Annotated in this window: 13 protein-coding genes; 6 read left to right on the top strand and 7 right to left on the bottom strand. The window is 66.4% G+C overall.

The window, feature by feature from the left end; genetic code table 11:
* Positions 1-190 precede the first annotated feature (190 nt).
* The 3 genes from CR156_RS02515 (at position 191) to CR156_RS02505 (ending at position 5224) form a co-directional block, all read left to right on the top strand.
* On the top strand, positions 191-655 hold the full coding sequence (locus tag CR156_RS02515) for a GNAT family N-acetyltransferase (RefSeq protein ID WP_100551785.1): 465 nt from the start codon (positions 191-193) through the stop codon (positions 653-655).
* A gap of 72 nt (positions 656-727) precedes the next feature.
* On the top strand, positions 728-1627 hold the full coding sequence (locus tag CR156_RS02510; RefSeq protein ID WP_100551784.1) for an ABC transporter ATP-binding protein: 900 nt from the start codon (positions 728-730) through the stop codon (positions 1625-1627).
* A gap of 12 nt (positions 1628-1639) precedes the next feature.
* Positions 1640-5224, top strand: a complete 3585-nt coding sequence (locus CR156_RS02505) for an ABC transporter permease/M1 family aminopeptidase (protein WP_100551783.1) — start codon at positions 1640-1642, stop codon at positions 5222-5224.
* Between the two features lie 123 nt (positions 5225-5347).
* On the opposite strand, the gene CR156_RS02500 is transcribed toward CR156_RS02505, so the two are convergent.
* The 6 genes from CR156_RS02500 to CR156_RS02475 form a co-directional block, all read right to left on the bottom strand.
* On the bottom strand, positions 5348-5653 hold the full coding sequence (locus CR156_RS02500; RefSeq protein ID WP_100463718.1) for a hypothetical protein: 306 nt from the start codon (positions 5651-5653) through the stop codon (positions 5348-5350).
* Positions 5650-6114 carry a GNAT family N-acetyltransferase gene (locus CR156_RS02495; protein WP_100551782.1) on the bottom strand — a complete coding sequence of 155 codons (465 nt, stop codon included), beginning with the start codon at positions 6112-6114 and terminating at the stop codon, positions 5650-5652. The genes CR156_RS02500 and CR156_RS02495 overlap by 4 nt, the downstream gene beginning before the upstream one ends.
* 90 nt (positions 6115-6204) lie before the next feature.
* The gene (locus tag CR156_RS02490; RefSeq protein WP_100551781.1) at positions 6205-6591 is read right to left on the bottom strand and encodes an SseB family protein; all 387 of its coding nucleotides are present in this window, start codon (positions 6589-6591) and stop codon (positions 6205-6207) included.
* Positions 6592-6718: 127 nt separating this feature from the next.
* Positions 6719-8434 carry an alpha-amylase family glycosyl hydrolase gene (locus tag CR156_RS02485; protein ID WP_100551780.1) on the bottom strand — a complete coding sequence of 572 codons (1716 nt, stop codon included), beginning with the start codon at positions 8432-8434 and terminating at the stop codon, positions 6719-6721.
* Entirely contained in the window at positions 8434-9921 is a 1488-nt protein-coding gene (locus CR156_RS02480; protein ID WP_100551779.1) for an MFS transporter, read from the bottom strand. The genes CR156_RS02485 and CR156_RS02480 overlap by 1 nt, the downstream gene beginning before the upstream one ends.
* Positions 9918-12122 (bottom strand): glucosidase family protein, encoded by a 2205-nt coding sequence (locus CR156_RS02475; protein WP_100551778.1) that lies wholly within the window; start codon positions 12120-12122, stop codon positions 9918-9920. The genes CR156_RS02480 and CR156_RS02475 overlap by 4 nt, the downstream gene beginning before the upstream one ends.
* 236 nt (positions 12123-12358) lie before the next feature.
* On the opposite strand from CR156_RS02475, the gene CR156_RS02470 reads away from it, so the two are divergent.
* Together CR156_RS02470 and CR156_RS02465 are read left to right on the top strand one after the other, a co-directional pair.
* A complete protein-coding gene (locus tag CR156_RS02470; protein WP_100551777.1) occupies positions 12359-14416 on the top strand; it encodes a glycoside hydrolase family 97 protein in 2058 nt (685 codons plus the stop codon).
* A 277-nt stretch (positions 14417-14693) separates the two neighbouring features.
* A complete protein-coding gene (locus tag CR156_RS02465; RefSeq protein WP_165780964.1) occupies positions 14694-17450 on the top strand; it encodes a TonB-dependent receptor in 2757 nt (918 codons plus the stop codon).
* Positions 17451-18032: 582 nt separating this feature from the next.
* Here CR156_RS02465 and CR156_RS02460 read toward each other — a convergent pair.
* Positions 18033-19646, bottom strand: coding sequence for an alpha-glucosidase family protein (locus CR156_RS02460; RefSeq protein WP_100551776.1), 1614 nt, complete (start codon positions 19644-19646; stop codon positions 18033-18035).
* Positions 19647-19861: 215 nt separating this feature from the next.
* Here CR156_RS02460 and CR156_RS02455 point away from each other — a divergent pair, with 215 nt between their 5' ends.
* The gene (locus tag CR156_RS02455; protein ID WP_100551775.1) at positions 19862-20860 is read left to right on the top strand and encodes a polyprenyl synthetase family protein; all 999 of its coding nucleotides are present in this window, start codon (positions 19862-19864) and stop codon (positions 20858-20860) included.
* Positions 20861-20938 lie beyond the last annotated feature (78 nt).

Here is a 20938-nt window from a genome sequence, read left to right as displayed (position 1 = left end):
CAGTTACGCTATGCGGGCGCAGTCCGCGCAGCACTCCCTACCGCCAAGAGAAGGCCTTTGTCCTCCGCCAGCAGTTCCCACACCGCACCGGTGACGGCGGCGAACGGCGAGTTGCACCTGGGCTGAGGCTCACGCTGCCCTGCCCTCGCACCGGAAATGCCCTTCCGGGCAACTCCCTGTCGAGGTTCCCATGCTCATTCCTGCGTCCGCACACGACGTGCGCGCTCTGCTGTCCTGCACCCATACCGCTGAAAACGCTGTCGCCCCACCCGAAGTGATCGCCCTGCTGGCCGACCTCACCGCCTCCATCGAGCCGCAGTTTGCGCCGGCCGCATGGCGGATCGTCGTGGCGGCACGCACGGTGGGCCTGCTGTCGCTGACCTGCACGCCGCAGGCCGGTGTTCTCACCCTCGGCTATGGCATCGCCCCGGCCCACCAGGGACGCGGCCTGGCCGGCGCCGCACTGGCCGAGTTCGTGCAATGGGCGTGGACGGAGCCGCGCATACACGTGCTGAAGGCCGAAACGGCGGTGGACAACCTGCCCTCGCAGGCAGTGCTGCGCCGGAACGGTTTCCGCACGGTCGGTCGGCGCGTGGATGCCGAGGACGGTGCGCTGCTGTGCTGGCAGCTGGACCGCTGGCCAAAGGCACCATGACCAAAGGGGCATGACGCGGCCCCCGTTCAGCGCGATAAACAGCAGATCAATACACGGAAAGGTGTACGTCGCATGCTGAAGATCGATTCGCTGTCCAAGACGTACGCCAACGGCGTGCACGCGTTGAACGGGGTCACCCTGGATATTCCCCGCGGCATGTTCGGCCTGCTCGGCCCGAACGGCGCGGGGAAATCCTCGCTGATGCGCACCCTGGCCACCCTGCAGGAGGCTGACAGTGGCAGTGCCACCCTGAGCATTCCGGGTGAATCACCGATCGACGTACTGCGCGACAAGGACGCCGTGCGCCGCCGCCTGGGCTACCTGCCACAGGACTTCGGGGTGTACCCGAAGGTCAGCGCGCTGGACCTGCTGGAGCACTTCGCCGTGCTGAAGGGCCTGACCCAGCGTGGCCAGCGTCGCGAGGTGGTCGATGGCCTGCTGCAGCAGGTGAACCTGTGGGATGCACGCAAGCGCAAGCTGGGCACCTACTCCGGGGGCATGCGCCAGCGCTTCGGCATCGCCCAGGCGCTGTTGGGCGATCCGCGCCTGGTGATCGTCGACGAGCCCACCGCCGGGCTCGACCCGGAAGAGCGCAACCGCTTCCTCAACCTGCTGGCGGCCATCGGCGAGAACGTGGCGGTGATCCTGTCCACCCACATCGTCGAGGACGTGACCGACCTGTGCCCGACCATGGCGATCATGAACAAGGGTCAGGTGCTGCTGACCGGCCGCCCCACCGATGCGATCGACGCGCTGCAGCAGCAGGTCTGGCGCAAGCAGGTGGATCCATCCGAACTGGCCGACCATGAGGCGCGCTACACGGTGCTGTCCTCGCGCCTGGTGGGGGGCCGTCCGGTGATCCACGTGCACAGCGCCAGCGACCCGGGCGATGGCTTCGCGCCGGTCGCACCCGATCTCGAGGACGTGTATTTCCAGCGCCTGCGCCTGCAGGCGCGTGCCCGTGCAGCCTGAGCGGAGTACACCATGACCCTCGACTTCTTCCGGTTCGAGCTGCGCGAGCAGCTGCGTTCCCCGCTGCTGTGGCTGTTTGCCGGTCTGTTCGCCCTGCTCGCCTTCGGCGCCGCGTCCAGCGATGCGGTGCAGATCGGGGGCGGCAGCGGCAACGTGCACAGCAATGCCCCCACCGTTGTCGCCTCGATGCTGGGCATCTTCACCCTGCTCGGCATGCTGGTGTCCACCCTGTTTGTCAGCAACGCGCTGCTGCGTGACTTCGAACTGGGCACAGCCGAACTGATCTTCGCCAGCCCGATCAAACGCCGCCACTATCTGGCCGGGCGCATCGCCGCAGCGCTGGTGTCGGGCCTGCTGGTATACGTGCTGATCGCCGTTGGCATACTGGTGGCGCAGTTCATGCCCTGGGTCGACGCCGAGCGCCTGGGGCCCACCAACTGGGCCGGCTATGCCTGGACCTTCGCTGTGGTGGTCATTCCCAACCTGCTGTTCACCACGGCACTGCTGTCGCTGCTGGCGGTGACCACCCGTTCGATCCTGTGGGTGTACATCGGCGTGGTCGGTTACTTCGTACTGTATGGGGTCAGCGCCGCCCTGCTGCGCGACATCGACAACACCTGGATCGCGGTGCTGACCGAGCCATTGGGCATGCGTGCGCTGTCGCGCACCATCCGCTACTGGTCCACCGAAGAGCGCAACAGCGGCATTCCGGAACTGGCCGGCTACCTGCTGGCCAACCGGGTGCTGTGGCTGACCGTAGCCGCCGCGCTGTTCGCCGCCACCTTCGCCCTGTTCCGTACCGAGCGCAGCGGCAGCGGCCGCCGGCGCTGGGGGCGCGGCAAGGCGGTGGCATCAGCCGATCCCGCGCCGCTGCGACCGGCAACGACCACGCTGCCGCGGGTGACGCCGGTGTTCAGTACAGGCACCGCGTGGCGGCAGTTCCTGCGCCAGGTGCGCTTCGATACACGCGGCGTGCTGCGCAGCGTGCCCTTCATCGTGCTGCTGGTGTTGGGCCTGGCCAATTTCCTGCCGTCCGCGCTGTTCCGGCAGACGCTGTACGGCACCTCCATCTGGCCGGTCACCTCGCAGATGATCATGGCCCTGCAAGGCGCCTTCAGCTGGCTGCTGATCATCATCGTGCTGTTCTTCGCCGGTGAGCTGGTGTGGAAGGAGCGAGGCGCACGCATCAACGAGGTGAACGATGCGATGCCGGTACCCAACTGGGTGCCGTTGCTGGCCAAGTTCGTCGCACTGCTGGCGGTGATCGCCTGCTTCCAGGCGGCCGGCGCGCTGGCAGCCATGGCCGTGCAGCTGGCCAAGGGCTATACCCATCTCGAACCGCTGCTGTACCTGCGCAGCCTTGCGCTGGATTCGGTGGTGTACGTGCTGATGGGCGGTCTGGCGCTGGTGCTGCAGGTGCTGACCAACAACAAGTTCTTCGGCTACGCGCTGCTGATCGTGGTGATGATCGGCCAAGGCGTGCTGGGCATGCTCGACTACACCCAGAACATCTACAACTTCGGCAGCTGGCCGATTGCCCCCTATTCGGACATGAACGGCTACGGCCATTTCCTGACCGGACAGTTGGCCTTCCAGGGCTACTGGGCGCTGTTCCTGCTGGCACTGATGTGCCTGGCATCGGCATTCTGGGTACGTGGCGTCAGCCAGGGCCTGCGCCAGCGGCTTGCCCTGGCCGGGCGACGCCTGCGTGGCCCGACCGGCGCGATGGCAGCGCTGTCCGCCGTCGCGTTCATCGCGGTAGGCAGCTGGCTGTACTGGAGCACCAACATCCGCAACGACTTCCTTTCACCGGACCAGCAGCTGGACCTGCAGGCCCGTTACGAACGCGAACTGTCGAAATACCGCAACCTGCCGCAGCCGCGCATCATCGCCGTGGACAACCGGGTGGACCTGCATCCCGAAACCCAGTCGATGGTGATCGACGCCAACTGGACGATCCGCAATACCCACGCCGCGCCCATCCAGGAGGTGCACGTGGCCACGGCCGACGACAAACAGCTGGTAGCCGTCGACCTGGGCGGACAGACGCTGTCGATGCACGACGCCGACCTTGGCTACCGCATCTATCGCCTGGCCACGCCGTTGCAGCCGGGCGAAGAGCGCCGCATCCATTTCCGTGTGGTGCAGCAGCCCCATGGCATCACCGCGGATCAGGCGCCGAGCAACATCGTCGACAACGGCAGCTTCTTCAACAGCCGCGTACTGCCGTCCTTCGGCTACAACGAAGGCGTTGAGATCAGCGACCGCAACGAGCGGCGCAAGCGTGACCTCGGCGAGCCACGGCGCATGCCCAAGCTGGAGGACGAAGCCGCACGCGCGAACAACTACGTCACCAACGACGCTGACTGGCTCGACTTCCGCAGCACCATCTGCACGGCACCGGACCAGGTGGCACTGGCGCCGGGCTACCTGCAGCACGAGACCACGGTAAACGGGCGGCGCTGCTTCAGCTATGCGATGGACCGGCCGATGCTGAACTTCTACGCCTACCTGTCGGCACGCTGGGAGGTTCGCCGGGCGAGGTACAAGGACATCCCGATCGAGGTGTATTTCGATCCCGCCCATGGCTACAACGTGGACCGCATGATCGACGCGGTGCAGAAGTCGCTGGCCTACTACGAAGCCAACTTCACTCCGTACCAGCATCGCCAGGTACGCATCATCGAGTTCCCGGGCTACCAGCGCTTCGCCCAGTCCTTCGCCAACACCATTCCCTATTCGGAGTCGATCGGCTTCATCGCCGACCTGCGCGACCCGGACAAGGTGGACTATGTGTTCTACGTGACCGCCCACGAAGTCGCGCACCAGTGGTGGGCGCACCAGGTGATCGGCGCCAACGTGCAGGGCGCAACCGTGTTGTCCGAGTCGCTGTCGCAGTATTCGGCACTGATGGTGATGGAGCAGGAATACGGTCGCCAGCACATGCGCCAGTTCCTCAAGCGCGAGCTGGATGGCTACCTGTCCGGGCGCGGCGGTGAGGCCATCGAGGAGCTGCCGTTGGAGCGTGTCGAGAACCAGCAGTACATCCACTACCAGAAGGGCTCGCTGGTGTTCTACCGGCTGCGTGAGGAAATCGGCGAGGAGGCGTTGAACCGTGCCCTGAAGCATTTCCTGCAGGACAAGGGCTACCAGCAGCCGCCGTACACCACCTCGCGGGAGCTGCTGGCCTACATTCGCGCCGAAACGCCCGCCGACCGCCAGCAGCTGGTCACCGACCTGTTCGAGAAGATGAGCTTCTACGACAACCGGTTGTTGGCCGCCAGCGCGCGCAAGCGTGCCGACGGACGCTACGACGTGACCCTGGACCTGCATGCCAGCAAGCAGTACGCCGATGGCAAGGGCAAGGAGACCGCCGGCACGATGGATGACTGGGTGGAGATTGGTGTGTTCGCCAATGGTCCGTCCGGCAAGGAACATGACCAGAAGGTGCTGTACCTGCAGCGCCACCACATCACCACGGCCGAGCCGAAGATCACGGTGACGGTGGATGCCAGGCCGGATGAGGCGGGCTTCGATCCGTACAACAAGCTGATCGACCGGGTGAGCGAGGACAACCGGCGCAAGGTGACGATGTAACACGCGTGATGGTGCCGGCCTTCGGGCCGGCATCGTTTGCGGAAGCATCCACGCATGGCGTGGATCTACTGGAACGCATCCACGCCATGCGTGGATGCCGTGCTGCCCCGTTGACGCCCTCGGCTACGCTGCGGGGCTCTGCGAACCGGCCTTCGGCCCCAGCACCGCCAGCAGCACGTAGATCACGATCGACGCCACGGTGCCGAGTGCAGCCAGCAACATGAAGGCAAACTCCGAACGGCCCTGCTGCCGCGCCCACTGCCCCAGATGCCAGGCCGCCCCCAGGTTGATCAGCCAGGCGATGACGAACACCGGCCACTGCACGAAACCGACCGCGCGCAGCAATGGCATGGCGATGAGTGCTGCGACGATGGCGCCGATCAGGAAGACCAGCGCCAGGCGGGAATGGTGTACCGAAGCGGCGGTCATGCGCCCAGCTCCCGTACCATCACCAGTACGCGACAGCCGTGGTTGTCGGCTTCCTGCAGGGGCGTCCAGCCCATCCGCGCGTAGAGGCCGCCATCCAGGGCTTCGGTCTGCAGGTACAGATGCGAGACGCCCATCCGCACCGCCTGCGCCGCAGCCTGTTCGACCAATCCGCTGGCCAGCCCGCGGCCACGATGACTGTCGGCCACGAACACGCTGCCCAGCCAATGCTCGTACTGCGGCAAGCCCTGCATCTCCCGGCGCTTGAGCTGCACCGCGCCTGCCACCTGGGCGCCATCGAATGCGGTGATCAGGTGCGGAAAGCCTTCCGCATCCTGCGGCTGGTTGAGCCGCTGCAGTTCCTGCTCCAGCGACACGCCGGCGTCCCGGCCCCATTGCGCGTTGTACCACTGTGCCAGCTGCAGCCTTTCCGGCGCGTCAGCGGGTAGCACCCTGAATTCCATGGCGAAGCCTCGATCCCTATGTCGTGCAAGAGGATCACGTACGGCCTTCAATTGGAAGCAGACGAGCGACGGCCCGGCGCTACAGAACGGTCAGCCCTGCGCGAAATCCTTCAGGATCTCGCCGACGCCGCTGGGCGAGATCTCAAAGCCCAGCGTGGTACCCGGATTGATCACCACACCGTAACCGCCCGGCACGCGACGCAACACGTCGAGCATCAGCCAGCGGACCTGATGCTCGGCCTGCTGGCTGTAGATGCCCACCCGCGCCGGATCGGTGAACACGGCTACGTGCAGGGTGCCCTGCTTGTCGAACAGCAGCGGATCGAAGCCGCTGCCATCGGGGGTGACCAGGCTGCCGGTCAGCAGCACCACATCGGAGGCGACGAAGGCCTCCATGAACGCGCGGATCGGCACTGTTCCGTCCATCGCGGCCTTGAGCAGGGTTTCGATCGGGGTCTGCGGGGCAAGGTCGGTCATGGCGGCTGCAACAGGGAGGTAAGGGGCCTATTGTAGAGCCGAGCCCACGCTCGGCTGCGCTTCCACGGACTGTGGATGGCGGCAGCCGAGCGTGGGCTCGGCTCTACAACCGCCCGGCCCGGACCTCTCAGCGCTTCAACCGCTGGTCGCGCGCCTGCTGATCGGCCACGGCCTTGTCCAGCTCGGCCTGCAACGCCGGCTGCTCCACGTCCGCATCCAGTACGAACACCTTCACCCCGTGCGCAGGCACGTCAGCCTTCAGCGCCCCCGTCACTTTCACCTCGCCGCCGTCCAGCGCGTCCCGCCAGGTGCCGGCCTGCAGGTAGCGGTCCACGTTGAAGGTCTTCGCGGCATCGCCCTTGTTCAACAGCACCAGCGCAGTCTGCGCTACGTCGGCGTGCTGCAGCACGCGGAAGAACACCGCTTCATCGCCCTGCAGACGTTCGTTCACCTGCAGGCCGCGCTGCAGTGCGGGCGTGGCTTCACGCAGCTTGGCGATGCGTTGCAGCGGCGCGAAGATCGGGCTCTGCGGGGCGGCATCCACCCGCGGCTGGCCGAAGTAGGCGCGGTTGCCGGCATGTTCCGCACGGCCACGCATGAAGCCGGTTTCCGAACCGTAATAGACCACCGGAATGCCACGCGCGGTGAACAGCCAGTTGTGCGCGTCGATGAAGCCGTTGTCGCTGGCCTGCAGGCGCGGCATGTCATGGTTGTCGTAGAAGCTCATCAGCTCGTACGGGTTGGCGTACGGGCCACCGGTCAGGTGCAGTGGCTCGGACAGGGTTTCAAACCCCTTGCCGGCGGTGCCGAAGGTCTGTTCCAGCGCGCCGCGCAGCGGGAAGTCGAGCACGCTGACATTGGCGTTGGCCGGCCAGGTGTGTTCGGCGATGCTGGCCGCGTTGTAGTCGAACGCTTCGCCGAACATGAACATGCCCGGGTGCTGCGCGCGGATGCGGTTGACGAACTCGTGCCACCACGGATGCGGCAGCCAGCCGATGGTGTCGATGCGCAGCGCATCCACGCCCTGCGCGGTCCACTGCAGGTAGGCCCCCACCAGGTAATCCATCACTGCCGGGTTGTCCTGGTTGAAGTCGCTCAGCTCGGCCAGGTTGCCGTCGAAAATCGAGCCGTCTTTGCTGTCGACCGGACCGATGTTGTTGTAGAACGCGTGCAGCGGATTGTGCTTCGGGTCCAGCTTCTGCGGCGGCAGGTTCTGGTGGTCGGCGATCAGCGTGCCGTCCTTGTCGAAGATCTGGCCGAACTGCGGCTGCCGCTTCGGCATGGTCCAGGCCGGCGACCCGTGATTGCCGACAATGTCCAGCACCACCTTCAGGCCGGCGCCGTGCAGGCCCTTGGTCAACCCGGCAAAGTCCAGGTCCCTGCTCGGCAGGTGTTCATCGAGTTTGTAGAAGTTGATCCCCCAGTAACCGTGGTAGCCGGTCTTGCCACGGTCTGTCAGGGTGCTGGTGCAGCTGATCGGTTTGCTGCCGGTGAACGCTTCATCCGGGTTGTCGACGATGGGGGTGATCCATACCGCACCGAAACCGAGGTTGCGGATGTAATCGGCATTGTCGAGCACGCCGCGGAAGTCACCACCGAGATAGCCGATGTTGCCGTCCACCTTGTCCGGGCACGGCACCGGGATATCGAACGTGCGGTGCTTGCCGCCCTGGTCGCGGTGATCGTTGGACGGATCGCCGTTGACGAAGCGGTCGGTGACCACGAAATACACCGCGTCGCTGGCGAACGGTTCGGTGGTGCCGACATAGGACGGACGTGGCGCAGCCGCGGCGTGGCCAGTGAACAGCACAAGGGATACAGCAACAGACAGGGCACCACGCATCACACCACCTCCGGACGGGACGGAACCCGCAACACGCACAGGCCGGCAATCAACAGACTGCAGCCACCCAGCACCAGTACATGCATCGGCTGGCCTCCCAGCCATGCGCGCAGGGCGAAACCGAGCGCACTGGCCGCGACCAGCTGCGGGATCACGATGAAGAAATTGAAGATACCCATGTACACACCCATCTTCGCCGCCGGCACGCTGTCCGACAGCAGCGCATAGGGCAACGACAGGATCGAGGCCCAGGCAAAACCCACGCCGACCATCGACAGCAGCAGCCATTGCGGATCGTCGATGAACATCATCGAGATCAGCCCTGCCCCGCCCAGCCACAGGTTGACCAGATGGCTCCAACGCAGCCCGATCGCCCGCACCATCGGCGGGATCAGCAGCGCGGCCAGTGCGGCGAAGCCGTTGTAGGCACCGAACAGCACGCCCACCCAGTTGGCGCCTTCGTTGTAGGCCGCCGATTCGACGTCGGTGGAACCGAAGTGCATGCCGGCCACTGCGCGCGTGGTGAAGATCCACATCGCGAACAGAGCAAACCACGAGAAGAACTGCACCCAGGCTAGACGACGCATGGTGATCGGCATCGCGCGCAGGTCGCCGACGATGGCTGCCAGCATGTGCGTGCCCGGCAGTACCCGCGCCGCCGCCAGCAGTGCGCCGTAGCCCGCGCACAGGCCGGCCAGCACGTACAGCATCTTGTCGCCCTGGCGCCACGCGATCAGCGCCGCCAGCAGCACGCCGAGCCCCAGCCTCAGCGCAACCTGCGCCCATGGCGCGGGGCCGGTGACCGCAGTGCCGGCGTGATGCGCCGGTGGTTCGGCGTCATCGAAGCTGGCCAGCTCGTCGGGCGAATACTCACGTGTGCTGACCACCGTCCAGGTGATCGCCGCCAGCAGCACCACCGCGCCGAAGTAGAACGCATAGCGCACGGTATCGGGCACCTCGCCCGCCGCTGCCGTGTTGGCAACGCCGAAGTGGGCCAGGATGAAGGGCAGGAAGCTGGCAACGATCGCGCCGACGCCGATGAAGAAGCTCTGCATCGCATAGCCGGCCGGCCGCTGCCGCGGGGCCAGCTGGTCGCCGACGAAGGCGCGGAACGGCTCCATCGATACGTTGATCGAGGCGTCCAGCACCCACAGCGTGCCGGCCGCGATCCACAGCGTCGGCGAGTTCGGCATCACCAGCAGGGCCAGCGTGGTCAGCACCGCGCCGATCATGAAGAACGGGCGGCGCCGTCCCCAGCGCGTCCAGGTGCGGTCGGACAGGTAGCCGATCACCGGCTGCACCAGCAGGCCGGTCAGCGGCGCGGCGATCCACAGTCCCGGTACCGCCTCCATGTCCGCACCCAGTGTTTCGAAGATGCGGCTGGCGTTGGCGTTCTGCAGGGCGAAACCGAACTGGATGCCAAGGAAGCCGAAGCACATGTTCCAGATCTGCCAGAACGACAACTGCGGCTTTGCAGGACGACTCATCGTGCGTCCTCTGTTGCCGCCACCGGCGCCATCTTCAGCGCCTGTATCTGGGCCTGGTTGAGCACGCCATCACGCCCGCCCTTGCCGCCGGTGTAGTGCGCGAAGTGCTGCAGCGCGCTCATGTTGAAGCCCTCTTCCAGGGTCACCGTGCAGCGGCCCTTGGGCACCACGAAGGTTGCAGCGGTCGAATCCTGCGCCGCCACGCTGTGCGGCAGAGCCACCGTGTGCCGCTGCGGCGGCTGGCCCTTGCACTGCACGGCCAGCTGCTCCACCGCCGCGGTCACACCGGTGTTGATGGGACCGTTCGGGTTGCTGTACTGCAGGCGCAGGCGCACGTGGCCCGCCTTGGCGGCGTTGAACTGCCACTGCCTGCTGCCACGCAGCACCTGCTGCGGGCCGACGCAGACCATCGGACTGTGCAGTGATTCCAGCACACCTTCGCGACGGGTCAGGCTCAAGCAGTGCTGCAGGCCATCATCGCCGATGCGCACCACGCCCTTGGCGGCAGTGGCCGCGACACCGTCCTGCCACAGCACCTGGCCGGCGGCGACCGCGACGGTCCAGCCCTTGCCGTTGCGCTTTGCCTGCGGCGCCAGCGGCGTGGCCGGCGCACGTGCATTGGCATCGGCGCGCAGCACATCATGGCTCGCCGCTGCCGGCGCGGCGACCAGCTGCACGGTCGTCGTGGCACCACGCGTGCGCGTCTTGCCCGCGACCAGCAAGCCAGCGCCCACCTGCTTCGGGCGCTCCAGCACATAGCGCTTGCCACCCGACTCCAGGCTGATCCGCTTCTGCTTTCCGAACAGCTCCGGCACCAGCTCGGCCGGCAGCTTGGGCTGCACGCGACCGTCGTCCTGCACGCCGAACACACCCTCGGTCACCATCGACAGATAGCCGGCCACCGACCACAGCTGGCGCTCGGAGTTGACCACCGGGCCGCTCAAGGCACCTTCGTCCACGTGCACGGCCTGGGTCACCAGCTCGTAGTTCTCCATGTTGGATCCGGCCAACGCCGCCCCCTGCATCAACGAGCGGATCTCCGCGGCGATGCGCGGCGCATCGTCCACCTTGCGCGCCGCGCGCAGCGAGTAGGCGCTGACGAACGGCCAGATCGCGCGGTTGTGGTAGATCGGCTGCTGCGCCTCCTGCGGCCACACCACCGGGCTGCCGGCAGCACCCATCGGATAACCCGCCAGCGCACGGCGCGCACGCTCAGCAGGCAGCACATCGGCGAGGATGCCCAGCGACAGGCCGAGCAGATCGATCTTGGCGTACGGCACCGGGTGCGCCGCTTCGCCGATGTAACTCATGTACTGGCCCATGTCTTCGCGCCAGAAACGCGCGTCGATCTGCACCGCCAGTGCGTCGGCCCAGGCCTTGTACTGCTCGCTGCGTTCGTCGCCCAGCTGCGCGGCCATCTGCCGCGCCAGGCGCAGCGCCTGGTAATGCAGCACGTTGGTGGACAGTGCGTAGGAGTCGCCGATGAAGCGCACGTCCTCGCGTGTCCAGTCCGGATAGGTCTGCTCGCGCCAGTCGAGGAACGAGGTCTCGCCGCGATACAGGCCCATCTGCGCGTCGAACACCATCGCTCGATCCTGCGCCAGCGTGCCCTGCAGCGCCTGCCAGACCTGCTCGGCAAACGCAGGGTCATCCAGCAGGTGGCGTGCGGCCAGGAACCACACCACGCGGTCGCTGCTGATCGGCCAGCTGCCGCCGGAGCCGGTGTCCTGGGCCACGAACAGGCCGGGCGTATGCCCGTCGCGCGCCGCCGACAACTTGAACTGCAGCGACTGCCGGGTGCGCTTCGGGTCCAGCTTGGCCAGCGCCAGGTCGGCAGCGAAGCTGACGTCGCGCGTCCACACGTACGGCCAGCGCGCGCCGGTCTGGAAGCACTCGCAGGGTACCGGACGGCCTTCATCGAAGGCCGGATCGCGGATGGCGTCCACCCGGTCCTGGTCCATTTCCTGCTGGGCCAATGCGAACAGCGCGTCGAACATCACGCTGCCGGTCTGGCTGCGCATGGGCGCGGCGGCGATGCGCACCTCGCCGCGCCCTTCCGGTGTGCGCGCATGCAGCACGAAGCTGCCATTGGCAGCGGCTTCGGCACGCGCCTGGCGGCCGTCGAATGTCAGGTCGGCCGCGTGCGCGGTCGTCCCCAGCGCTGCCCCCAGGGCAGCGGTCAGGCAAATGATCTTCAGCATCGAAGCGGCAGACCGGCTTGCGCCCGTCGACCTCCCTCCCTCTCTGCACCGTTGTGGGTCCGCACTGCCGTTGCCGGCGTGCGGGCGCGGCACCTCCCTCAAGGTGCCCTGGCCCCATGGTAGACGCGGGGCTGTCGGCTGCGTCCAGCTGCATACGTATTCATGGCGCGCGGCACCGGCGCACCTGCTGCGCTGGCTTATGGTCCGGGTCTGTCAACGGCGCCTTGGGAGGGGAAATGCCGACGTCACCCACAACGGTACGCGCAGTGATCGCGCACGCCTTCGGCCTGGCCCTGTTGGGATTGGCCACGCTGGCACAGGCGGCTGCACCGCAGATCGCCAGCGTCGAATCACCGGACAAGGTATTGAAGGTCAGCCTGGTGCTGGACGGCGGCACCGCACGCTACCGCGTCGAGCGTCTCGGCCAGACCGTGGTGGCCGATTCGAAGCTGGGTTTTGAACTACGGGATGGTCGCCTCGACCGCGACTTCAGCCTGCTGGCGCAGGAACGCCGCAGTGTCGACGACCGCTGGGAGCAGCCGTGGGGCGAGCGCCGCCTCACCCGCAACCACTTCAACGAACTGACCGTGCATCTGGCCGAAACCACCGGCAGCAAGCGCCGGCTGGACGTGGTGTTCCGCGTCTACGACGACGGCCTGGGGTTCCGCTACGTGTTCCCCGAGCAACCAAACCTGCGCGAAGCGATCATCGATGACGAACTGACCGAGTTCGCCATCGCACCGGAGTCCACCGCCTGGTGGATACCCGCTGGCGAACCGATCCACTACGAATACCTGTACCAGCGCACGCCGCTGCGCGAAGTGCCGCTGGTGCACACGCCGATGACCCTGCGCAGCCACGACGGCCTGCACGTGGCCATCCATGAAGCGGCCCTGGTCGACTACGCCGGCATGTGGCTGCGCCGCACCGAGGGCCAGCGCCTGCGCGCGCAGCTTTCGCCTTCGGCCGAAGGCTGGAAGGTACGCCGCGCCCTGCCCTTCGCCACGCCATGGCGCACCCTGCAGATTGCCGACCGCGCCGGCGGGCTGGTCGAGTCCGACCTGATCCTCAACCTCAACGAGCCCAATGCGCTGGGCGATGTGAGCTGGGTGAAGCCGGCCAAGTACCTGGGGGTGTGGTGGTCGATGCACCTGGACAACGAGAGCTGGGCGACCGGACCGAAGCATGCCGCCACCACCGCGAAAACGCGGAAGGTCATCGATTTCGCCGCCGCGCACGGTTTCCGTGGTGTGCTGGTGGAAGGCTGGAATCCGGGCTGGGACGGCAACTGGGTCGGCAACGGTTACGACTTCGACTTCACCCGCGCCACGCCGGATTTCGACATCGAAGCACTGTCGGCGTACGGGTTGAAGAAGGGCGTGCACCTGATCGGCCACCATGAAACGGGCTGCGCGATCGAACACTACGAAGACCAGTTGGATGCTGCGCTGGACCTGTATGCGCGGCTGGGCGTGGATCAGTTCAAGACCGGCTACGTCTGCGACGACGGCCAGGTCGATCGCCGCAATCCAGCAGGCGGCCCGCTGTGGCGCGAGTGGCACGACGGGCAGTTCATGGCCCGTCATCACCTGAAGGTGGTGCAGGAAGCCGCGCGCCGGCACCTGGCGGTGAATCCGCACGAGCCGATCAAGGACACCGGGCTGCGTCGCACCTACCCGAACTGGATCTCGCGCGAAGGCGCGCGCGGGATGGAATACAACGCCTGGGGCCAGCCACCGAACCCGCCCGAGCATGAGGTCAACCTGGTGTTCACCCGCATGCTGGCCGGGCCGATGGATTACACCCCCGGCATCCTCAGCCTGAAGGGCCGCGGTGGCCAGGCCATCCCCAGCACGCTGGCCCGCCAGCTGGCCCTGTACGTGGTGCTGTACAGCCCGATCCAGATGGCCGCGGATCTGCCCGAGCACTACCTGCAGCACCGCGACGCGTTCCGCTTCATCGAGGACGTCGCGGTGGACTGGGAGCAGAGCCGCGTGCTCGATGGCGAGGTCGGCGACTATGTGACGATCGTGCGCCGCGACCGCAACAGCCGCGACTGGTTCCTCGGCAGCATCACCGATGAGAACGGCCGCGTGCTGCCGGTGTCGCTGGGCTTCCTGGAGCCGGGCGTGCGTTACCGCGCCGAGATCTACCGCGATGGCGACGGCGCGGATTTCCGCAGCAATCCCTTCGCCTTCAAGCGCGACACCCGCGAGGTCAGCAGCAACGATTCACTCACCCTGGTGCTGGCGCCGGGCGGCGGGCAGGCAATCCGATTTACACCGGTCCACTGAACGCTTGCCGGCCTGCGCGCCCATGTAGCGCCCGAGCCCGTGCTCGGGCGGCGGTGCGCAGCACCGGAACGCAGCCGAGCGTGGGCTCGGCTCTACGGAACGATGCACCTGAAAGCGATTACAACCCTGCAAACGCCATTGAATACGTATGCAGGGTGATTCCCACGAAGAACGCGCTGCCTACCATAGCGGCGACGACAGCGGCCACCGCGTCGCACGTCCTCGACAGCATCGGGACGACCACGAATCGCACTACAACATTGCCTGGGAGGGGAAAATGTTGAACCACAAGCGCAGTGCGCTGAGCATCGCGTTGGCCGTCGTACTGACGCCGTCGCTGGCAGCAGCACAGTCCACGCAGACCACCACCCCGCCGACCGGCACTGCCGCCACCAACCTGGATACCGTGCAGGTCACCGGCATCCGTCGCGGCATCGAAAGCGCCATCGCCACCAAGCAGGACGCCACCTCGGTGGTCGAAGCGATTTCCGCCGAAGACATCGGCAAGCTGCCCGATGTCAGCATCGCCGAATCGATCTCGCGCCTGCCCGGCCTCGCCGCGCAGCGTGTGGCCGGTCGTGCGCAGGTGATCAGCGTGCGCGGCCTGTCGCCGGATTTCGCCACCACCCTGCTCAACGGCCGTGAAGTGGTCAGTACCGGCGACAACCGTGGCGTCGAGTTCGACCAGTACCCGTCCGAGCTGGTCAACGGCGTGACCGTGTACAAGACCCCGGATGCGGCGCTGGTCGGCCAGGGCCTGTCGGGCACCATCGACATGCAGACCGCACGTCCGCTCAGCTTCCCAGACCGTGTCATCGCGATCAGCGGCCGCTACCAGAAGAGTTCGCTGGGCCGCGCCGCCGACACCGATCCGTACGGCAACCGCTTCAGCGCCAGCTACATCGACCAGTTCCTGGACAAGACGCTCGGCATCGCCATCGGCTACGCGCACAGCGACATGCCGATCCAGGAAAACCAGGTCGGCCTGTACGAACCGTGGACCACCGAGCACACCACCAACGGCAACCGCCCGGGTGTTGCCGCTGGCACCTACTTCACCGACGGCATCAAGGCACTGCGCCGCACCGGCAACAACAAGCGTGACGGTGTGATGGCCACGATCCAGTTCCGGCCGAACAACAGCTGGACCAGCACCTTCGACGCGTTCCATACCGAGGCGGAGCAGATCGACACCGCCAACCAGTTCGAGCTCAACCTCAGCAACTACAACGGCAACTACACCCCGGGGCTGCTGGTCAGCAATCCGCAGGTCAATGCCAATGGCACCTTCACCGGTGGCACCGCCAGTGGCGTGTACCCGCTGGTGCGCGGCATGTACAACAAGCGCAAGGACAAGATCGATGCGTTCGGCTGGAACAACGAGTTCACCTTCGGCAGCGTCAAGCTGGTCGCCGACCTGAACTATTCCAAGGCCACCCGTGACGAGCTGAACCTGGAAAACAACCTGCAGCTGACCCCGATGCCGCAGCTGGATACGGTCGGCGTGCAGTTCCGCCAGGATGGCTTCTCGCAGATCAGCCCGGGCCTGAACTACTCCAACCCGGATGCGCTGTTCCTGACCAACACCATTTACGGTTCTGGTTACGGCAAGGTGCCGAAGGTGGAAGACCGCCTGAAGGGCGGCAAGCTGGCCGCGACCATCGCGCTGCCGGAAGCAATGGCGTCCTGGGCACCGGACCTCGACATCGGCGTGAACTACGCCGATCGCCGCAAGGTGAAGACCCAGTCTGAAGGCAACATCCTGCTGGGCGCGCAGGGCGATGCCAACATCGCATCGGATCTGCAGTACCGCCCGGTCAACCTCGGCTTCGCCGGTCTGGGCACCATCCCGGCCTGGAACGTGCCGGGCGCGGTCGGTCGTTACATGACCTTCAATCCGGTCGACAACCTCGACTACCTGATTCCCAAGTCGTGGACGGTGCAGGAAAAGATCACCACCGCCTGGGCGCGCCTGAACATCAACACCGACATCGGCGTCGTCGGCGTGCGCGGCAACATCGGCGTGCAGATGCAGCACACCGACCAGAGCTCGGACTCACGCTACTGGGACAGCTCGCAGGCGGCCGGCAACAACATCCAGCCGTACTCCGATGGCCGCAAGTACAACGACTGGCTGCCGAGCTTGAACCTGGCCTTCATGTTCCCGCACGAGCAGACCCTGCGCTTTGCTGCAGCCAAGCAGGTCGCCCGCCCGCGCGTGGACCAGATGCGGGCCGGCCTGGAGTTCGGCGTGGATACCGGTACCGGCCGCCCCGGCGGCAGTGGCGGCAACCCGCTGCTGGATCCGTGGCGCGCTACCGCGCTCGACCTGTCCTACGAGAAGTACTTCGGCGAGAAGGCCTACGTGGCCGCCGCGATCTTCTACAAGGACCTGAAGAGCTACGTCTACACGCAGTCGGTGGACAACTACGACTTCACCGGGCTGCTGGGCAACTATGTGCCGCCGCCGGGCATGGTGGTGCCGGTGCTGCCGACCGGCACGTTCTCGACCCCGGTGAACGGCAAGGGCGGTACGCTGAAGGGCCTGGAGCTGACCGCGTCGTTCCCGCTGGACATGCTGACCGACAACCTGCGTGGCTTCGGCGTGCAGGCCAGCGCGACCTTCAACAAGAGCGACATCCAGATCCTCGATCCGGAAAGCGCATCCAGCGTCGGCACCGACCCGATCAGCCTGCCCGGCCTGTCCAAGCGTGTGTACAACTTCACTGCCTATTACGAGCGCAGTGGCTTTGAAGCACGCGTCAGCCAGCGTCGTCGTTCGGACTTCATCGGCGAGATCGGCAACTTCAACGGCAACCGCACCCTGCGCTACGTGGTGGGCGAGAACGTGACCGATGCGCAGATCAGCTACACCTTCAGCGACAGCAGCAGCCTGCGCGGGCTGACCCTGCTGCTGCAGGGAAGCAACCTGACCAACGAGCCGTACCGTACCTACGCCGGCACCCGGGATCGTCCGCTGGAGTACATCGAGTGGGGCCGCACCTACATGCTGGGCGTGAACTACAAGTTCTGACCTGCACGGTAGCGCCGGCCGCTGGCCGGCAACCCATCGAAAACCCGCTGCGCAGGCAGCGGGTTTTCTTTTGCGCGCGTGCCGACAGATGATCGGCAAGGCCCATCCACGCATGGCGTGGATCTACTGACATCGGTGCACCGTTGCCACGTGCGGATGCCGATCACCGCGACGTCGCCTCCGGTGGACCCACGCCATGCGTAGATGCCGATCACCGCCACACGGCCCAGTAGATCCACGCCATGCGTGGATGCCGATCGCCGGAACATCGCCTCTCCAGTAGATCCACGCCATGCGTGGATGCCGATCACCGCCGCACGGCCCCGGTAGATCCACGCCACGCGTGGATGCCAATCACCGGAACATCACCTCTCCAGTAGATCCACGCCATGCGTGGATGCCGATCGCCGGAACATCGCCTCTCCAGTAGATCCACGCCATGCGTGGATGCCGATCGCCGGAACATCGCCTCTCCAGTAGATCCACGCCATGCGTGGATGCCCTGCACCGCAACCGCGCCCACAAAAAAGGGACGGGGCGCTTCGGCCCCGTCCCCGCAAGTACCGCCACCGGAGAAATCGGTCAGCTGCGTCGTGCGCAATACACCGCGCGCGGCGGCAGCTGGAGTTCGTTGCCCTGCACCGTGCCCGCATCCGGGCCCGGTACGGCCACCTGCTGCCAGGTACCCGCCGGCAGCGGATGAGTCACCGCTTCGGCCGACAGGTTGAAGGCCAGCAGGAGAGTTTCATCTGCAAGCATACGCTCGAACAGTAGCACTGGTTCGGCACTGTCCAGGAACCGGATGTCACCGTGCAGCAGGGCTGGCTGGGTGCGGCGCCAGGCCAGGAAGCCGCGGAAGGCCGACAGCACCGACTGCGGATCCTGCGCCTGCACCGCCACGGCCGCCGCCTGGTGCTCGGCCGGGATCGGCAGCCACGGCTTGCCCGTGGTGAAGCCGGCCAGCGGCGCGTCGATCCACGGCAACGGCGTGCGGCAGCCGTCGCGGCCCTTGAAGTTCGGCCAGAAGGTGATGCCGTAGGGGTCCTGCAGCGCCTCGAACGGCACCTCGGCCTCGGCCAGGCCCAACTCCTCGCCCTGGTACAGGCAGACCGAGCCGCGCAGTGAGCACAGCAGCGCCACCAGCATCCGCGCCAGGCGCGGGTCGGCCGGATGCCCACCCCAGCGGCTGACCGCCCGCTCCACATCGTGGTTGGACACGGCCCAGCACGGCCAGCCCTGGGTCATCGCCGCTTCCAGGCGCGACACCGTGTCGCGGATGTAGGCCGCGCTGTAGTCGTTGACCAGCAGCTCGAAGCTGTAACCCATGTGCAGGCGGCCGTCCTGGGTGTATTCGGCGGTGGTCGCCAGCGAGTCCTCCGAAGAGATCTCGCCCAGGCTCACCGCCCCCGGGTACTCGTCCAGCAGGGCGCGCAGCTGCTCCAGGAACGGCAGGTTCTCCGGCTGGGTGTTGTTGTAATAGTGGTATTGGTAGGCGTACGGGTTGTCCGCGCTGAAGCCGCGGCCGACGCGCTTGTCGGCCGGCTTGGGCGGGTTGTCGCGCAGCTGCGCGTCATGGAAGCAGAAGTTGATCGCATCCAGGCGGAAGCCATCCACGCCGCGGTCCAGCCAGAAGCGCACGTTGTCCAGGGTCGCCTGCTGCACCTCCGGGTGATGGAAATTCAGGTCCGGCTGGTCCACCAGGAAGTTGTGCAGGTAGTACTGCTCGCGGCGCGGTTCCCACTGCCAGGCGCCGCCGCCGAACAGCGACAGCCAGTTGTTGGGCGGGGTGCCGTCCTCGCGCGGATCCACCCACACATACCAGTCCGCCTTCGGATTGTGGCGGTCCTGCCGGCTCTCGCGGAACCAGGCATGGTCGATCGAGGTATGGCTGAGCACCTGGTCGATCATCACCTTCAGGCCAAGACCATGCGCCTTGGCCAGCAGCCGGTCGAAGTCGTCCAGGCTGCCGAACAGCGGATCGACATCGCGGTAGTCGGCGATGTCATAGCCGAAGTCGGCCATCGGCGATCGGAAGAACGGCGAGATCCAGATCGCATCCACGCCCAGCGCGGCGATATGGTCCAGGCGCTGGATGATGCCCGGCAGGTCGCCCACCCCGTCGCCGTTGGCGTCGAGGAAACTGCGCGGGTAGATCTGGTAGATGACGGCTCCGCGCCACCATGGATAGTGCGACATCGACAGCCCCCCTCCGGGCATGCGGGACCCGCTGCAAGCGGGCTGAAAACCAACTCCCGCAAGCTTAGCGGCGGCCCACGACGATGGCGCCGCCTGCATACGTATTCACGCCGGACACCGTGGTCGGCGGCATCGGGCGGCGGCCTGGGAACCGGTTTCCTCCCCAATTCACAGGCAACGCCTATAATCAGGGATGAGCCTGAAAGCCTGATCGCATGACCATCACTGAAGACACCCGTCCCGCCCTGGGCCTGTCCCAGATCCAGTCGCTTGCCGCAGCCGACATGGCTGCCGTCGATGCCCTGATCCGCCGCCGGCTGTCCTCGGATGTGGTGCTGATCAACCAGATCGCCGACCACATCATTTCCGCGGGCGGCAAACGCCTGCGGCCGATGCTGGTGATGCTGGCCGGCCATGCGGTCGGCGGCGCCGGCCCCGAGCACCACCAGCTGGCCGCGATCATCGAGTTCATCCACACCTCCACCCTGCTGCACGACGACGTGGTGGACGAATCCAGCCTGCGCCGCGGCCGCAGCACCGCCAATGCGCTGTGGGGCAACGCGCCGAGTGTGCTGGTGGGCGACTTCCTGTACTCGCGCAGCTTCCAGCTGATGGTCGAGCTGGACCGGATGTCGGTGATGCAGATCCTGGCCGACACCACCAACCGCATCGCCGAAGGCGAAGTGCTGCAGCTGCTGCACGTGCACAACCCGGACACCGACGAAGCGGCCTACCTGCGCGTGATCGAGCGCAAGACCGCGGTGCTGTTCGCCGCCGGTACCCGCCTGGGTGCACTGGCCAGCGGCGTCGATGAAGCCACCCAGCAGGCCCTGTACGACTACGGCATGCATCTGGGCTACGCCTTCCAGATCGCCGATGACGTGCTGGATTACTCGGCCAACGCCGACGAGCTGGGCAAGAACCTCGGTGATGACCTGGCCGAGGGCAAGGCCACGCTGCCGCTGATCCACGCGATGGCGCATTCGGACGAGGCCACCCGCCAGCGCCTGCGCGAGATCGTGCAGAACGGCGACGCCTCGGCGATGCCGGAAGTGCTGGCTGCGATCCAGGCCACCGGTGGCCTGGAATACAGCCGCCGCCGCGCCGAGGAATATGCGGAAACCGCCGAGCGCGCGCTCGACGGCCTGGCCGACAACGACGCCGTCGCCGCCCTGCGCGGCCTGGCCCGCTACGCGGTACAGCGTTCGCATTGATGAAGGAGTGCCGACCAACGGTCGGCACCTACCAGGGCAGATGGGTGCCGACCGTTGGTCGGCACGGAAATATCCGTG

This window comes from Stenotrophomonas lactitubi (genome assembly GCF_002803515.1).
In the GTDB taxonomy this organism is placed as follows: domain Bacteria; phylum Pseudomonadota; class Gammaproteobacteria; order Xanthomonadales; family Xanthomonadaceae; genus Stenotrophomonas; species Stenotrophomonas lactitubi.
The sequence above is the reverse complement of the archived record's forward strand: the minus strand, read 5'-3'. Positions and strand labels throughout refer to the sequence as shown.

Bases quoted from the DNA above. Each gene is read 5' to 3' on its own strand.
- CR156_RS02515 (WP_100551785.1), top strand. From the start codon at position 191: ATGCTCATTCCTGCGTCCGCACACGACGTGCGCGCTCTGCTGTCCTGC.
- CR156_RS02510 (WP_100551784.1), top strand. From the start codon at position 728: ATGCTGAAGATCGATTCGCTGTCCAAGACGTACGCCAACGGCGTGCAC.
- CR156_RS02505 (WP_100551783.1), top strand. From the start codon at position 1,640: ATGACCCTCGACTTCTTCCGGTTCGAGCTGCGCGAGCAGCTGCGTTCC.
- CR156_RS02500 (WP_100463718.1), bottom strand. From the start codon at position 5,653: ATGACCGCCGCTTCGGTACACCATTCCCGCCTGGCGCTGGTCTTCCTG.
- CR156_RS02495 (WP_100551782.1), bottom strand. From the start codon at position 6,114: ATGGAATTCAGGGTGCTACCCGCTGACGCGCCGGAAAGGCTGCAGCTG.
- CR156_RS02490 (WP_100551781.1), bottom strand. From the start codon at position 6,591: ATGACCGACCTTGCCCCGCAGACCCCGATCGAAACCCTGCTCAAGGCC.
- CR156_RS02485 (WP_100551780.1), bottom strand. From the start codon at position 8,434: ATGCGTGGTGCCCTGTCTGTTGCTGTATCCCTTGTGCTGTTCACTGGC.
- CR156_RS02480 (WP_100551779.1), bottom strand. From the start codon at position 9,921: ATGAGTCGTCCTGCAAAGCCGCAGTTGTCGTTCTGGCAGATCTGGAAC.
- CR156_RS02475 (WP_100551778.1), bottom strand. From the start codon at position 12,122: ATGCTGAAGATCATTTGCCTGACCGCTGCCCTGGGGGCAGCGCTGGGG.
- CR156_RS02470 (WP_100551777.1), top strand. From the start codon at position 12,359: ATGCCGACGTCACCCACAACGGTACGCGCAGTGATCGCGCACGCCTTC.
- CR156_RS02465 (WP_165780964.1), top strand. From the start codon at position 14,694: ATGTTGAACCACAAGCGCAGTGCGCTGAGCATCGCGTTGGCCGTCGTA.
- CR156_RS02460 (WP_100551776.1), bottom strand. From the start codon at position 19,646: ATGTCGCACTATCCATGGTGGCGCGGAGCCGTCATCTACCAGATCTAC.
- CR156_RS02455 (WP_100551775.1), top strand. From the start codon at position 19,862: ATGACCATCACTGAAGACACCCGTCCCGCCCTGGGCCTGTCCCAGATC.